At 66.7% G+C, this 15465-nt stretch carries 13 protein-coding genes; 5 read left to right on the forward strand and 8 right to left on the reverse strand.

The window, feature by feature from the left end:
• Position 1: 1 nt before the first annotated feature.
• The 3 genes from ACZ46Y_RS02455 to ACZ46Y_RS02465 form a co-directional block, all read right to left on the reverse strand.
• Complete coding sequence (locus tag ACZ46Y_RS02455; RefSeq protein ID WP_311956392.1) at positions 2–550, reverse strand: LOG family protein; 549 nt, start codon at positions 548–550, stop codon at positions 2–4.
• A gap of 52 nt (positions 551–602) precedes the next feature.
• The gene (locus ACZ46Y_RS02460) at positions 603–1124 is read right to left on the reverse strand and encodes a DUF501 domain-containing protein (protein WP_311956393.1); all 522 of its coding nucleotides are present in this window, start codon (positions 1122–1124) and stop codon (positions 603–605) included.
• A 71-nt stretch (positions 1125–1195) separates the two neighbouring features.
• A complete protein-coding gene (locus tag ACZ46Y_RS02465; protein ID WP_311956394.1) occupies positions 1196–1498 on the reverse strand; it encodes a hypothetical protein in 303 nt (100 codons plus the stop codon).
• Positions 1499–1665: 167 nt separating this feature from the next.
• Between ACZ46Y_RS02465 and ACZ46Y_RS02470 the strand changes: the two genes are divergently transcribed.
• A complete protein-coding gene (locus ACZ46Y_RS02470) occupies positions 1666–2835 on the forward strand; it encodes a MalY/PatB family protein (RefSeq protein WP_311956395.1) in 1170 nt (389 codons plus the stop codon).
• 3 nt (positions 2836–2838) lie between these two features.
• On the opposite strand, the gene ACZ46Y_RS02475 is transcribed toward ACZ46Y_RS02470, so the two are convergent.
• A complete protein-coding gene (locus ACZ46Y_RS02475) occupies positions 2839–3810 on the reverse strand; it encodes a tetratricopeptide repeat protein (RefSeq protein WP_311956396.1) in 972 nt (323 codons plus the stop codon).
• Between the two features lie 240 nt (positions 3811–4050).
• Here ACZ46Y_RS02475 and ACZ46Y_RS02480 point away from each other — a divergent pair, with 240 nt between their 5' ends.
• Both ACZ46Y_RS02480 and ACZ46Y_RS02485 read left to right on the forward strand, forming a co-directional pair.
• Positions 4051–5199, forward strand: coding sequence for an efflux RND transporter periplasmic adaptor subunit (locus ACZ46Y_RS02480; RefSeq protein WP_311956397.1), 1149 nt, complete (start codon positions 4051–4053; stop codon positions 5197–5199).
• The gene (locus ACZ46Y_RS02485) at positions 5196–8249 is read left to right on the forward strand and encodes an efflux RND transporter permease subunit (protein ID WP_311956398.1); all 3054 of its coding nucleotides are present in this window, start codon (positions 5196–5198) and stop codon (positions 8247–8249) included. Before ACZ46Y_RS02480 ends, ACZ46Y_RS02485 begins: the two co-directional genes overlap by 4 nt.
• On the opposite strand, the gene ACZ46Y_RS02490 is transcribed toward ACZ46Y_RS02485, so the two are convergent.
• Positions 8246–10495 (reverse strand): glycosyltransferase, encoded by a 2250-nt coding sequence (locus ACZ46Y_RS02490; protein ID WP_311956399.1) that lies wholly within the window; start codon positions 10493–10495, stop codon positions 8246–8248. The genes ACZ46Y_RS02485 and ACZ46Y_RS02490 overlap by 4 nt on opposite strands.
• A gap of 119 nt (positions 10496–10614) precedes the next feature.
• Between ACZ46Y_RS02490 and ACZ46Y_RS02495 the strand changes: the two genes are divergently transcribed.
• Positions 10615–11328 (forward strand): TVP38/TMEM64 family protein, encoded by a 714-nt coding sequence (locus ACZ46Y_RS02495; protein ID WP_311956400.1) that lies wholly within the window; start codon positions 10615–10617, stop codon positions 11326–11328.
• Here ACZ46Y_RS02495 and ACZ46Y_RS02500 read toward each other — a convergent pair.
• Entirely contained in the window at positions 11325–12200 is an 876-nt protein-coding gene (locus tag ACZ46Y_RS02500; protein WP_311956401.1) for a DMT family transporter, read from the reverse strand. The genes ACZ46Y_RS02495 and ACZ46Y_RS02500 overlap by 4 nt on opposite strands.
• Positions 12201–12320: 120 nt before the next feature.
• On the opposite strand from ACZ46Y_RS02500, the gene ACZ46Y_RS02505 reads away from it, so the two are divergent.
• Entirely contained in the window at positions 12321–13193 is an 873-nt protein-coding gene (locus tag ACZ46Y_RS02505; RefSeq protein ID WP_311956402.1) for a LysR substrate-binding domain-containing protein, read from the forward strand.
• A 37-nt stretch (positions 13194–13230) separates the two neighbouring features.
• Here the strand turns inward: ACZ46Y_RS02505 and ACZ46Y_RS02510 are convergent, their stop codons facing one another.
• Entirely contained in the window at positions 13231–14334 is a 1104-nt protein-coding gene (locus ACZ46Y_RS02510) for a DUF1513 domain-containing protein (protein ID WP_311956403.1), read from the reverse strand.
• Between the two features lie 3 nt (positions 14335–14337).
• On the reverse strand, positions 14338–15387 hold the full coding sequence (locus tag ACZ46Y_RS02515) for an imelysin family protein (protein ID WP_311956404.1): 1050 nt from the start codon (positions 15385–15387) through the stop codon (positions 14338–14340).
• Between the last annotated feature and the right edge of the window lie 78 nt (positions 15388–15465).

Below are 15465 nucleotides of genomic sequence, written 5' to 3' on the forward strand. Positions count from 1 at the left end.
TTTAGCCTTGCAGCCGGCCTTCCAGGGCGTCAAGCAGCGTCGTGGGCGCGTCGGCGTCGAGCAGCATCTTGCGGGTCGCTGCGTTCAAAAAGCCGTGGCCGGCGGTCGCGTCGAGAAAGGTCAGCAGCGGGGTATAAAAGTCTTCGACGTTGAGCACGCCCAGCGGCTTGTCGTGCAGGCCCAGATAGCTCCAGGTCCAGATTTCAAACAGCTCCTCGAGCGTGCCGATGCCGCCGGGCAGCGCCATGAACGCATCGGCGTTGGCGGCCATGGTGGCCTTGCGCTCGTGCATGTCGCGCACCCGAATAAGCTCGGTCAGGCCGAAGTGGGCCTGCTCGCGCTCCACCAAGTGGTCGGGCATCACGCCGATGACCTCGCCGCCGGCGTCAAGCGCGGCGTTGGCAAGCTCGCCCATCAGGCCGATGCGCGCGCCGCCGTAGACCAGCGTATGGCCGCGCCGGGCGATAGCGGTGCCTAGCGTTATCGCCGCCTGGCGAAAGGCGGGGTGGTTGCCCGGGCGGGAGCCAAGATAAGCGCAAAAACGTGCCATGCCGGAATCCTTGTCGTATCAGTTTTGTGGGTAGGTAGAGGGACGCAAGCGCTCAGGGCAGGCAGCGATCCAGCTGATAGGTATCGTCCAGCCACTGGCCGATAACGTTGTGGCTGCCCAAGTGGTGGGCGTACTGGGTGTGCAGGCAGCGCACCTGGTCCCAGTTGCTGATGCCGCCCACGCCGCGTTCGGTGAGCACTTGGGTATAGCCTCGGCGGGCCACCTCGGCCTTTTGCGCCTCGCTCATCCACGACCAGCGCTCGGCCACGTAGTCGCGGTGGCTCTGATGGTAGGCGGCGAGAAAATCGGCGTCTTCCTGGAGCCGCTGCTCCAGCTGCTTGATCACGCCGGCGGCTTCCAGGTGCGAGATTTCCACTTTCAGCTGCCCGCTGCACAGCCAGTAGAGCGTGGGAAACGGCGCGTCGTTGACCATCGGCGCCATGCGCAGGGCCAGCGGCGTGCCTTCGCCGTCCACCGCGGCAATGGCCTCGAGGCCGCGGGGCGCACGCCCCAGCTGGCAGGTGATGATATCAAGCTCGGACGCCGAGGGGGCGTGCGCGGTTCGGATCAGCATGGCGGTATCTCTTGCGGGGCGTATGGGTTGAGCGTGGCGTATGGGCACTCGCCGAGCGCAGTAAGGCAGCGCTAGCCGGGCGTGTCGGTCAGGATCTTGTTGGAGCGGCCCACGGCGCGGAAGAAGCAGCGGCTGAGCTGGGCGGGCGTAGCCACATATCCCCAGTGGCTTTCGCAGTGCTCGGCGGCACGGGCGAACAGCACGTCGTAGAGCCGGTTGAACGGCGCATCATAGTCGTAGGGGTCGTCATCGGCCAGAGAGATATGCGGGTAGTCGGCAAAGCGCGCCATGAAATAGCGCTCCAGCTCGGCTTCCATGGCGCGGTGCTGGGCCGTATTATCCGGATCCAGCCAGAGGTTGTAACGAATGGCCATACGGATGGCTCCTGAGCGTTCTTGACTCCTCGGGTTGCCCGGCGCCGGTCGCCGCGGCATGCTGCGGGCACGATGATACTCCCATGATGACGCATGTCGGTGATCCTTGTCGGTAATCCTTGTTGGTGATTCAGGGCATCAGCGATACACAACAGCAGAGGGCTAACATGGCGTTTGATTTTGCCACGCCGATCGAGCGGCGCCACCCCGACGGCGGCTGGTCGTCCAAAAAATGGCATCGCTACGGCGACGATGTGCTACCGCTTTGGGTGGCGGATATGGATTTTCGTTCGCCGCCGGCGGTCATCGACGCGCTTGAGCAGCGCGTGGCCCACGGCGTTTACGGCTACGCCCATGTGCCTGACGGGTTGCAAGCGGCGCTGTGCGACTGGAGCCGGCGCCACTACGGCTGGGCCATCGAGCCCGAGTGGCAGCAGTGGCTGCCCGGCGTGGTGCCGGCGCTGCACCTGGCGAGCCTGGCGCTGACCCACCCCGGCGACGGCGTGCTGACCGTCACCCCCATCTATCCGCCGTTTTTGAGCGTAGCGGAGCATACCGGGCGGCTGGCTCAGCAGGCCGCACTTGCCGAGCCGCAGGCGCCCGGCGGCGATTGGCGGCTGGATCTCGAGGCCCTGGAAGCCGCGATTACCCCGGAAACCCGCCTGCTGCTGTGGTGCCAGCCGCACAACCCCACCGGGCGGGTGTGGCGCGACGACGAGCTTTCCGGGCTGGCCGAGCTGGTGGTGCGCCACAACCTCTACGTGGTCTCCGATGAGCTACACTGCGACCTGCTGCTCGACGAAGGCGCGCGCCACCGGCCGCTGGCGGCGGCCTACCCCCATCTTGCCGCGCGAACAGTGACGCTCTGGGCGCCGTCCAAGACCTTCAATCTGGCGGGGCTTTCCACGGCCTGCGCGGTGATTCCCGACCCGGCCCTGCGCCAGCGCTTCAGCGCCGCGGCAGCGGGGCTGGTGCCCGAGTGCAACGTGCTGGGCCTGAGCGCGGCCGAGGCGGCCTACGCCAGGGGGGAGCCATGGCGCCAGGCGCTGCTTGATACCCTGCGCGGCCACCGCGCGCGGATTGCCGAGTACGTCGCCCGCTGGCCCGGGGTGAGCATGAGCGCGCCCGAGTCCACCTACCTCGCCTGGCTTGACATGCGTGACGCGGGCCTCGGTGAAACGCCACAGAAGGCGCTTTTAGAGCGCGCCGGGGTGGCGCTTTCTGACGGCGCGGATTTCGGCAATCCCGGCTTTGTACGCCTCAACTTCGGCACTACGGCCGCCGAGCTGGAAGCCGCCCTCGAGCGTATGGATACGCTGCTCAAGGCTGACGCTTAACGCTTAATAAAGCAGCGCAAACAGCCGGCGGCGGTAGGCCACGGTCAGCGGATGCTCGGCGCCCAGTGCGTCGAACACCTGCAGCAGCGTCTTGCGCGCGGCGTCGTCGCCGTAGCCGCGGTCGCTTTGCATCAGGCGCAGAAGGCCCTCGAGCCCGGCTTCGTACTGGCCGTCGGCGAGCTGGCGCAGGGCGCGCTGGAAGCGGGCTTCGCTGTCGTCGCGCTCGCCTAGCGCCTCGATCTCTGCGTGGGGCAGGGCGCGGTCGCCAAACTCGATGCTTGAGCGCACGCCCCGGGCCGGCGCGGCGTCGCGCTCCTCCGGCGGCAGGTTGTCGATGACGCGGCGGGCCTCTTCGGCGCGACCTTCGGCGACCAGCGCCCGGGCCAGGCTGACCTGGTAGGCGTAGTGCTCGGGATACTGCTCCACCTGGGTCTGATAGATCTCCCGGGCGGTGGCCGCGTCGCCGGCGTCAAGGGCGGCCTCGGCCAGCTCCTCGGGGCTTGCCGGAGCGTCTTCCGGCGGCTGAAAATAGCGGCCGAGCCACTCGCGGATCTCTTTCTCCGGCAGCGCGCCGGTAAAGTTGTCGACCAGCCCGCCCTGGCTTACGAGCTTGACGTCGGGCACCGAGCGTACGCCCAGCTGGCCGGAAATATCCGAATTGGCCTCGACGTCGAGCTTGGCCAGGATAAAGGCGCCGCCGTATTCCACCGCGAGCTTTTCCAGCACCGGCGTCAGCGTCTTGCACGGCTCGCACCAGGGCGCCCAGCAGTCGAGCAGCACCGGCACCCGCATCGAGGCTTCCAGAATCTGCTGAATATTGCCGGCGTCCGCGTCGATAATCACGTCCTCCGGGCGCACTTCGGCCGCTTCGCCCTGCTGGGCGCCGGGCTGGGCAGCGGCGTCGGCGGGTGCCGTCGTGGTCTGGTCAACCGGCGCCGTCAGCGCCTCGCCGGTACGCGGATCAATAATCGACATGGCGACTCTCTACTTAATGGGAAGTTTGGCTAGGATATGCAGGCGAGCCCGGGGGTATTCAAGGTGCTACTGCAAAGTACTACTTCAAAGTGCTATCCGATTCCGGCCAGGCTTTTATCTTCGAACCACCCCGGGCGTGCGCCTGACTTGCCCGGCCGGGTATGGCCCTTGAGCATGTCAATAAACAAGCGTTTGATTTATTCTTGAGCCTTCGACTCAAGCCAGCCCCGAGAGATTTCCATGCGCCAACTAGCTGCTTTTTTGTGTGCCGCGCTGCTGCTGGCGGGCTGCGGTGATGCGACGACAAACGGTGGCGATGCCGCTGTCCGGCGCGTCAAGACCGCACCGGTCGCCGCGGTGACCGCGCCCGTTATCCGCCTGACCGGGGTGGTTCGCGCCCGTTACGAAACGCCCCAGGCGTTTCGGGTCAGCGGCCAGATCGTCACCCGCCGAGTGGACTCGGGCCAGCGGGTAGCCCAGGGGGACGTGCTTTTTACCCTCGACGACAGCGACCTGCGCCAGTCATTGACCGCCGCCCAGGCCGAGCTGGCCTCGGCCAGCGCCTCGGCAGCGGTCGCTCAGTCTGATCTAGCGCGCGACCGCAAGCTGTTTGAGCGCGACTATCTCAGCCGCCAGGCGTTTGATCGCGCCAAGCTCTCGGCCAAGCAGTCCGACACCGAGCAGGCGGCCGCCCGCACGCGGGTGGAGCAGGCAAAAACCGCGCTTGAGCACGCCGCCCTGCGCGCCGAAGCCGACGGCCTGCTCACCCGGGTCAGCGGCGAGCCGGGTCAGGTAGTGGACGCCGGCCATCCGGTGGCGCGGCTGGCCAAGGCCGGCCCCCGAGAAGTCGAGGTGGCGTTTCCTTCGGACGTGCGCCCGCCGGCCACCGGCGAGCTTTTGCTGGATGACCGGCGTATTGCTCTTGAGCGCCGCGAGGTTTCCGGCTCGGTGGACCCGGCCAGCCGTACCTGGCAGGCGCGCTACCGGCTGGCAGACGAGCTTCCCGAGGCAGTAGGCCTTGGCGAGGTGGTCAAAACCCGCTTTGAGACCGCAGCCGCCCGGCTGGCGACGGCGTCCGACTCGCCCCGGCTATACCGCGTGCCGGTAGCCGCCGTGGACGAGCGCGGCGAAGGCGCCCAGGTGTGGCACCTGGTGGACGGCAAGGCCCGCGCACTTAACGTAAGCGTCGCCCGGGTGGGGCGCGACCGGGCGCTGATCAGCGGCGAGGCGCTGGAGGAAGGCATGGCGGTCATTGCGCTGGGCACCCATCTGTTGAGCCCGGGGATGCCGGTCAGGGCGCTTGAGCAGAGCGCCGCCGCCAGGCGCGAAGCGGTAGTAGAGAAAGGGCAGAAAGAAGAGAAAGGGGAGATAGAGGAGCCGGCGCCGTGAGCTTTCCCAACCTGTCGGCGCTTGCGGTGCGCGAGCGCTCGGTGACGCTGTTCTTTTTGCTGATTGCCTTGGCGTCGGGGCTTTACGCCTTCGTTTCCATGGGCCGGGCGGAAGACCCGGACTTCACTATGCGCGTGATGATGGTGTCCGCGGTGTGGCCCGGCGCCACCCCGGAAGAGGTGCAAAACCACGTCGCCGACCCGCTGGAAAAGCAGATCCAGGCCGTGGATAACGTCGACCGGGTGGAAACCACGATTCGCCCGGGGCGGGCGGACATGCAGATCGAATTCGAGGAATCCACCCCCGGCGAGGTCGTTCCCCAGCGCTTTTATCAGGTGCGCCGGCGCATGCAGGACGTCGCCGGCGACCTGCCCGATGGCGTGGTCGGGCCGATCATCAACGAAGACTTCGGCGACGTCTACTTCTCGCTGGTGGCGCTCACCGCGCCCGAGCTTTCCATGCGCGAGATGCTGCGCGAAACCGAGGGCATCCGCGACCGCCTGCAGCGAGTGGAGGGGGTCAACCGCGCCGAGGTGTTGGGCGAGCGCGACGAGCGCGTGCAGATCGATTTTGACATCGGCAGGCTGCAGAGCCTGGGGATCGCCCCCCAGGACGTGTTTGACGCTATCGAGGCGCATAACAAGCTGCTGCCCGCGGGCTATCTGGAAACTGCCGGGCCCCGGGTATATCTGCGCCTGGGCAACGACGTCTCCGACCCCGAGGTGCTTGCCGACGTGCCGCTGCGCATCGACGACGAGCTGATTCGCCTGGGCGATATCGCCGAGGTGTCGCGCGGCTATGAAGACCCGCCGGACTTCATGGTGCGCGCCTTTGAAAAGGACGCGCTGCTGCTGGGCGTGGTCATGCGCGAGGGCGAAAACGGCCTGGAGCTCGGCGAGCGGCTGGACGACTTCTGGGCCCGGGAGCGCGCGCGCCTGCCGCTGGGCATTTCGCTTGACGTGATGACCAACCAGGCCGACGCCATCGCCGGAGCGGTCAATCTCTTCCAGGTGAAGTTTTTCGTCGCGGTGGTGGTGGTCATGCTGGTGACCATGATCGCCGTGGGGCTTCGCGCCGGCGTGGTGGTGGGCATCGCCATTCCGGTGACGCTGTCGATGACCTTTGTGGTGATGAAGGCTATGGGCATCAACCTCGACCGGGTGAGCCTGGGCGCGCTGATTATCGCCCTGGGGCTGCTGGTGGACGACGCCATCATCGCCATCGAGATGATGATGGTGAAGATGGAGCAGGGCTGGGACCGTGTGAACGCGGCCGCCCACGCCTGGAAAGTCACCGCCGCGCCGATGCTTTTCGGCACCCTGGTCACCGTGGCCGGCTTTGTACCCATCGGCTTTGCCCGTTCCAACGTCGGCGAGTACGCCGGTAATATCTTCTGGGTGCTGGCCATCGCGCTGCCGCTGTCCTGGCTGGTGGCGGTGGTGTTCACCCCCTATCTGGGCGTCAAGCTGATGCCCGCGCGGCATAAAAACGCCACTACCGAGGAAAACGCCTACCAGTCTGCCCACTATCGCCGCCTGCGGCGGGGCGTTAGCGCCTGCGTGCGCTATCGCAAAACCGTGGTGGGCGGCACTCTGGCGCTGTTGCTGCTGGCTATCCTGGGTATGCTCGGGCCGGTGGAGCAGCAGTTTTTCCCCAGCTCCGACCGCCTGGAGGTGCTGGTGAGCATCGACCATCCCGAAGGCACCTCCATCGAGGCCACCGACGCCACCGCGCAACGGCTGGAAACGCTGGTGGATCAGGCCGACGGCGTAGCCTCGCTTTCCGCCTACGTAGGGCGCGGCGCGCCGCGGTTTTTCATCTCCGCAAGCCCCGAGCAGCCCAACCCGGCCTTTGCCGAGCTGATCGCCGTAGCCGATGATATCGAGGCCCGGGACGCGCTGATCGAGACGCTGAATCAGCACGTCGATGACGGCGAGTTTCCCGAGGCCCGGGTGCGGGTGCAAACCCTGCTCTACGGCCCGCCGGTGGAGTGGCCGGTGAGCGTGCGCGTGCTGGGGCCCGAGCCCGACCGGCTGCGCGATATCGCCCACGACGTGCGCGACGTCTTTGCGCACCATCCGGCGACCCGGGACCCGCACCTGGCCTGGGACGGCCGGGTGCCGGTAGTGCGCTTAGGCATGGACAGCCACCGGCTGAGCCTGCTGGGGCTTTCCCCGGACGACGTGGCACGCCAGCTGCAGTTCCAGCTCGACGGCGTCACCATTACCCAGCTGCGCGACGGCATTCGCCTGGCGCCGGCCGTGGGCCGCGCGGCGGCGAGCGACGTGGAAACGCTGGAAAGCCTCGAGGTGCAGACCCGGGACGGCAAGCGCGTGCCGCTGGCTCAGCTGGGCGAGCTGGAAGTGTCGTTCGAGCAGCCGGTGATCAAGCGCTACAACCGCGAGCCGTTTGTGGCGGTCTACGCCGAGGTGGAAGGGGCCCAGGCCAAGGACGTCAGCGGTGACGTCTGGGCGTCGCTTGCCGAGCTGCGCGCCGGCCTGCCCGAGGGCTACCGGCTGGAGATCGGCGGTTCGGTGGAGCAGTCGGACAAGGCCGAGGCCTCGATCACCGTGCTGCAGCCGCTGATGGTCATTCTCATGCTGACGTTCATCATGCTGCAGATGCGCTCCTTCGCCGGGACCTTCATGGTGGTGGCGACGGCTCCGCTGGGGCTGATCGGCGCGGTGGGAGCGCTGTTGCTGTTTGGCCAGCCTTTCGGCTTTGTCGCCATGCTGGGGCTTATTGGGCTTGCCGGCATCCTCATGCGCAACACCCTGATTCTGACCCAGCAGGTGGCGGACAATCAGCAGCACGGCATGGCGCTGCACGACGCCGTGGTAGAGGCCGGCGTCCAGCGCGCCCGGCCGGTGGTGCTCACCGCGCTGGCGGCGATCTTTGCCTTTATCCCCCTGACCCTGGACAGCTTCTGGGGGCCGCTGGCCTTTGTGCTCATCGGCGGCGTGGCCGCGGGCACGCTGATCACGCTGTTGTTTGTGCCCGCGCTGTATGCGGTCTGGTTCCGTATTGCCGCCGACTCCGAAGCGGACTAGCGGCTGCTGTCCGAGCCGCGGTGATCGCGATCGCGCTTGCGCTTGACGGCCAGCGCGTAGCGGTAGGCGCGAAGCACGCTCCGGGCGAAGTGCTCGATGCGGTGGCCGGCAGCAAAGTCCGCCGCCTGGCGCCCCATGCGCCGGCGCTTGTCGGCATCATTCAGTAGCTCGGCCACCGCCCGGCTCCAGGCCTGGGGGTCAGGCGGTGTCTTGTGGCCGTTGCTGCCCTGGCTGACGATATCCTCGATGCCGCTTGAGCGGATCACCACCACCGGCAGGCCGGCGGCCATGGCCTCAAGCACCACCATGCCCTGGGTTTCCGAGCGCGAGGCGAAGACGAACAGCTCGGCGGCGTGGCAGTACAGCGGAATCTCCGTCGGGGGCACCGCACCGGCCAGGGTGACGTGTTCGGTGAGGCCGAGCGCGTCAATCCGGGCTTCAAGGCGGCGGCGGTCGTGGCCTTCGCCCACCAGCAGCAGGTGGGCGTCGTGCTCGCCGCTATCGTGCAAAAGGCGCAGGCCGTCGAGGAGAAAGTCGACGTTTTTCTCCTGGCTCAGGCGTGAAATCGACACCAGCACGCGCTTGCCGGCAAGGCTGTGGCGCGCCCTGAGCGCCGTCACCGCCTCGGCGTCGACACGGGCAAAGCGCTCGTATTCGATACCCGTAGGCTGGACGAAAATCGGCTTTTTCACCCCGATGAGGCGCAGGTACTCTTCCACCGAGCTTGTCGGCACGATGACGACGTCGCAGCCGTTGGCAAAGCGCTTGACCAGCGCGTGGGAGATGAAGTTGCGAAACAGCGGCCCGGGCAGCGGCACGTAGTGGGCGTAGTGCTCCAGGCGGGTGTGGTAGGTGTAGACCACCGGCACGCCGAGCAGTCGGCCGAGCAGCTGGCCGGCCCGGCCGATCCAGAACGGGTGATGGACGTGGATCAGAGTCGGGGTAAAGGCGCGCACCCGGGACGCCATGCGCGGGCTGAAGATATTGGCCAGGCGAAACTCCTGGTGCTTGCCCAGCGGTAGCAGGGAGCGCAGGCGCAGCACGTCGTCTTCGCCTTCCGCCGGCGGGCTGCCGTAGCGCGGGGCGACCACCATGACCGGGTGCCCCAGGGCCTCAAGCCCGCGCTTGAGGCGCTCGATGGAAATGGGCACGCCGCCGATGAACGGCAGGTAGTTGTTGGTGAACATGGCCGTGCGCAGGGGCGTGCCGTCGTCGGCGTCCGGGTCGATGTCAAAGTCCGGGTAGTAGTCGGGTTCGGTGAAAATCCGCCGGTGCAGCCAGAGCGCGACGGCCACCAGTACGGCCACCAGCAGAATGAAATTGAGGTAGCCCACGTAAAACAGCGAATAGATGAAAAACCACAGGCTCTCGACGGTGCGCCAGAACGGGTGCTGGCCGATATCCAGGGGCTTTTCCTCGATGGTAACGCGCTCGCCGTCCACCTCCACGGCGACAAAGTGGTAGCGGCTGCGTCCGCGGTTGAGCACCAGCCCGCCGGCACCGCCGGTGACCACGTAGTCGGTGCCGCTGTGGGTCTGGCGGTCGAACAGAGCAAGTTCGCTTGAGAACACCGCGTCGACGCCGGCGTCTTCCATCAGCCGGGTAAAGGCCCGGCGCAGGGAGTCGGGAAACAGGTAGTCGTCGTCCAGGCGCAACAGGCCGGAATAGTCCACCGGATACAGCGGATAGGCGCTGAAGACGAAGTGGTTGGCCGCGCGCGAGGTGCCAAGCAGCTCGTCGAGCCAGCGCTGCTGCCAGCCGTAGCCGGTGGTGCCGGTGCTGTCGAGGAAGGTAAAGCGCGTGTTGCCGGCGGCGAAGCTGAAGTGGTAGGGGCCGAAGTGGTCGTAGAAGCGGAACCCGCCGATGCGGCTTTCTTCGTGGGGACCAAACGTCAGCAGGTAGGGCATGTCCAGCCGGGAAAGGGTGCCAAACAGCGCTCGGTACTTGTCCTCGCCGCCGCTGGAGACGGCATTGCCCGCCGAGACGACGAAGTCGTAGTTGCCGTCGTTGAGCAGCGGCACGATCTTGCGCTCGAAAATCCCCACGGAATTGTTGATATTGCCCAGCACGGCAAAGCGGTAGTGCGCCTTGTTATCCAGCAGCGCTTCTATTTCCTCGACCTGGACCGCATGGTTGGCGGCAAAATTCTGCTCAAAAAAATTGAGATACACCTTGTAGCCCAGCAGAGCCGCAATCAGCGTCAGGTTAAGATAGAAAATCCACGGGATGAGTCGCTGGCGTCGCACGCGCTTGGGTCTCCTCGAGCGGGCAGATAATGCCGCAAAACATAGCATGAAATGCCGTGGGCTTGCCCGCTGCGGGCGGCCCCGGCGATCCACGCCACGGCCACTGAGGTAGAGACACCATGAAACGATCGCTCACCATCGCGCTGGGTACGCTGCTGCTGCTGCTGGCGCTTACCGGGCTGTGGCAATGGCTGGCGATGCACGACGTGTTGACGGTGTCGCGGGTGCGCGACTGGGTGGCGCTTACGCCGCAGTGGCGAGATGCCCCCTGGGCGTTTATCGCCGTGGCCGGGGTTTACGTGGCAGCGCTTTTGGTGATGTTTCCGCTGAGTATTCTGGTAGCGGTCACCGGCCTGGCGTTTGGCCCGCTGTGGGGCTTTGCCTATGCCGCTCTGGGGACGCTGTGCTCGTCCGTGGTGTCTTACGCGGTGGGGCGCTGGCTGGGGCGGGAGGCGCTTTTGCACTACGGCGGCCGGCGCCTGAACGGCCTGTCGCGCTATCTGGCCGGGCGCGGCGTGCGCGCCATGGTCATCGTCAATCTGCTGCCGCTGGCGCCCTTTACCCTGACCAACATGATGGCTGGCGCCTTTCATCTGCGATTTCGCGAGTACATGTTTGGCTCGATCCTGGGTATCGTACCCGGGCTTGCCGGGGTGACGCTGCTGGGCAGCCAGCTCGGGGCGCTGGCTACCGCCAAGGATCATAGCGACATACTCTGGGCGCTGGGCGGGCTGGCGCTGGGGGCTGTGCTGCTCTATGCCCTGCGCCGCTACTCGGCGGCCCGCAGCGCTTCACGTCGCGGCAGCCGCCCCGCGTCTCGAAAGCCGAACTAGCGGCGGCTCGCCTGCAGGCAGCCGCCGACCACCAGCGCCCCGGCAATGGGCAGGCGCCAGTCGAGCACGCTCATGCCGGCGAGCACCAGAAACGCCGCGGCCAGCACCGGCACGCCGTAGGCCAGGCTACCGATGACGCTCGCCTTGCCCAACCGCAGGGCCTTGTCCCAGGCCACCATGGCGATGCCGAACGGCCCCAGGCCGATGGCGATGCCGGCCAGCAGGGTGCCGTGGTCGGGCAGGGTAAAGCTGCCTTGGGCAAACGGCAGCGCTGCCGCCGCGGTAATGACGCTGGCGATCAGCAGGATGCGCGGCATCAAAGGCGTCAGCGTGACCGGTGTGGCCTGGCAGAGCCAGGAATACAGCGCCCAGCACACCGCCGCCAGCAGGGCAAAGCCGTAGCCGGCGAGCGAGCCGCTCTGGCCGCTGCCCGCTTCGGGGACCATCAGCAGGGCGGCACCGGCAAAGGCAATCATGGCCCCCAGCACGCTGGCAAAGCGGACTTTGCCGAAGGTGAGCCACTGGCTGAGCAGGATAAACAGCACCGGCCAGGTGTAGGTGATCAGGGCCGCGTCTGACGCCGGCGCCAGGCGCATGCCGATGAAGTAGCTGCTCACCGCGCCGGTGGTCAGCAGCGGAAGCCCAAGCCAGATAGCCGCGCGCCAGCTCGGGCTCAGGTGGCCGGTGGGCTCGCGCCGGGTGAGCGGCAGGGTAGCAAGCGCCCCGGCCAGCAGCGTCAGCGCGGCCAGTGGCAGCGGGGCAAGGTCAAGCGCCTGCTCGGCCAGCAGCGGGGCAGAGCTCCAGAGCACAACGGCAACTAACGCAGCGGCAACGCTGAAATGACGAAGCGTAAAGAGATGAATTTGATGCATACGAAAGCTCCTTGCCTTGAACGTTACTCTCGTAGCATAGCCCTGAAGAAAACATCATAAAATCGATAGTTTTTGATAGTATTGATCAAGCTTTGTGATGTTTGTTGACCAGGAGACACCATGCGTGCCCCTACGTTTGATCTCACCCTGCTGCGTACCCTGGTGGCGGTGGCCGATACCGGCAGCGTTACCGCCGCGGCGCGGCGGCTGTCCTACACCCAGTCCACGGTGAGCATGCAGCTAAAGCGCCTGGAAGCGCAGCTCGACGTGACGCTGCACGAGCGCGTGGGGCGCACGCTCAAGGTGACCGCCGAAGGCGAGCGGCTGCTGACCCACGCTCGGCGCCTGCTGGCGGTGAACGACGACGCCTGGCAGGACATGCAGGCCCGCCAGGTGAGCGGCGGGCTGCGTCTGGGGATCCCCGAAGACTACGCGCTGCTGCTGCCGGCGGTATTCAGCTACTTTCATCAGCTCTATCCTGGCGTGACGCTGGAGGTGATCTGCGGCACCAGCGCGGATCTGGTGACCCGGGTGAAACGCGACGAGCTGGATCTAGTGCTGGTCACCCGCCAGCGCAACTCGCCGGGCGGCGAGGTAATCCGTCGGGAGCCGCTTCTCTGGGCGGTGGGGCTGCAGCACCAGCCGCTGCTGCGCGATCCGCTGCCGCTGGCGCTGTATTCCCGCGGGGCGGACGTTTTTCGCGAGGTGGCCGAGCAGTCGTTGGAAGCCGCCGGGCGGCAGTGGCAGGTGGCCTATACCAGCCAGTCCATGAGCGGTCTTGCGCCGCTGGTAATGGCGGGCCTTGCTATCGTGGTGATTACCCGCAGCATGCTCACGCCCATGCTCAAGCCGCTGGATGAGTCGAGCGGCCTGCCGGCGCTGCCGAGCATTGAGCTGGCGCTGCACTGGGCGCCCCACCGCCCCTCGGAGCCGGCGCGACGGCTGGGCGATCTTATCCGCCGCCAGCTGGCCGAGCAGCCGGCGGACGATTGACGCCTCGGCGAGGTCGGAGGGAGGAAGAAAGGCGGGATCAGGTCAGGTGGTTGTCCCAGTGCAGGGGCAAATCGGCAAGCGCTTTGGCCTCGGGATCGCCCGGGGTAATGCGGTAAAGCCCGCCGCGCCCGGACGACACCATAAAGCCACCCGCGCCGTCGCAGCGGGCGCCGGCGGCGTCGGGCAGGGTGTATGCGGCCAAAAGCTCGCCGCTCTGGTGGTCGAGCAGCAGCACCTTGTGGCCTCGGGGGGCGGTCACCAGCGCCAGCGGCCGGCTTCGGCTAACGGCGACGCTTGCGGTGTACTGCTGAAGGCTCGCGGTCAGCGCGTCATCAAGCGAAAGCTCGCTAAAGGTGCCGTCAGACCCCAGCCGGCAGAGCAGCGGGTGGGTTTCCCATTCCGGCCCCTGAAACTGATAGCCGGCGATCACCGTGCCGTCGGCGGCGACGTCCAGGTGCCGGCAGCTGAGCTGGTGGTGGGTCGGACGGTGGCGGGCGGTGACCTTGCCGCTGTGGCGGTTGACCAGCAACAGCGCCGGGTCCATCTCACCCAGGTTGAGCTTGACCCGGCCGTAGTCCGGGTGAGTCTTGATACCGCCAAGCCCCACCGCCAGAGTGTTGCCGTCGGGCAGCAGGCGGATCTCGTGGGGGCCGATGCCGTCAAGCTCGATATCGCGCCGGTGGCGGTAGTCGTCCTCGGCGTCGTAGACCCGGATAAGCCCCATGGCGTCTTCCAGCCGGTTGGCGGTGACGTAAAGGTAGCGTCCGGTGGGCTCGAACACGCCGTGGCCGTAAAAATGATGGCCCTCGCCGGCGGCGACTCGATGGCTCACCTCTTGCGCCTCGCCGTCCACCACGTAGAAGTGCTGCCCCGGCCGGCGGGCAAACACCACCGCCCGGGACGCCGTGGGCGACAGGCAGCCGCCGTGGCAGCGCTCGGGAATGCTTAGGGTAAAGTGGCGTTCGCCGTTTGGCGTAATGCCGGCGATGCAGTGGCGGCCCTTAGCGTCATCCACCGCGCTGAACAGCCAGTCGGCGCTTTCCCGCCCGGGCAGCGCCCAGGCAATAGACGGAAGCGCCGGCAGCGCGAGCGCCCCGGCACCGGCGGCGAGCAGGCGGCGGCGTGATTGATTGACGGCCATGGTTCAGTCTCCGTCGCTTGAGTTAAAGCCCCGGCGCAGCCCGGTGGCGGCGGCGACGTCCCGGGCGAGCAGCCGACGCAGCTGGCTTACCTGGACGTAAAAGCCCTGGAAGTCGGCAAAGGCGGCTTTTTTATCAAGGTCAGAGGCCTCGTCCTCGATAGCCGGAGCCAGGCCGTCGGGCAGCGTATTTGCCCGGGCGATGACTTCGTTCATCTGCTTTTCCAGCTTTTGCACAAGCTCGGCGTGGCCGCGGCTTTCGAGCAGCGCCGTCAAGCCCCGCATCAGGCCATCTTTCAGACCCTCAAGGCTTGCCCGCATCAGCGCCACGCTTTCGCCGCTGCGCCAGGCCTCAGCGCGATAGCGGTTGGCCGGCTTGCCGCGTAGCCCCAAGGGGCTTGCCAGGCACTTTTCCTCCAGCAGCTCCACGCTTTGGATCGCGCTTTGCAAAAGCGTATGGGTGTAGCTGTCGGTCTCGACAAAGTGCTCGCCGAACGCCTGCCAGTCGTCTTCCAGCGCCCGGGTGACGCTTACCAGATTAGTGCTCACCGCCTGGTAAAGCCCGCAGGCGTTGGGGCTTTTAAGCGCATCGCTCTCCATGGCGTCGTCGTACAAAAGGTACTCAAGGGCGGGAAAGCCCTGCAGCGCCACGCCGGCCTGCTCCACGTCCTCGAGCGTCGCCGGCGTATCGGCGTTCAGCCGGGTTTTGACCTTGCGCCCGACGAGGTTTTTACCGTCGGGCCAGAACTGCAGCTGCCAGCCCCGGCTTTGCTGCTCAATAGGGCCGAACTGGATATAGCGTACCGCCTGCCAGCGCCGGTAGGCGGCAAGCCACTCGGTTTCGAGCTCCGCGCGGGCCTCGTCGTCTGGGTTGGCGCAGTAGTCGGCTGCGCCCTGCTCGAGGGTTTCGGCGGCGTCGGTCAACGCGGCGTACTGCTGCGCGGCGCTTTGGTGCCAATGCTCGCGCGGGGTGGACGGGTCGGCGCCGGCCGTGCCGGCGGCCAGCAGCAGCGCAGCGGCCAGCCCGGCGCGATATAGAGAGCTTGGATGAGCCATGCAGGTTCCTTGATAAAAAGGGGGACAGTTAAAGCAGGGCTATCGCAGTTGGTTTAATTACGTTGATTGAACCGGTAA

It is taken from the genome of Halomonas garicola (genome assembly GCF_055382465.1).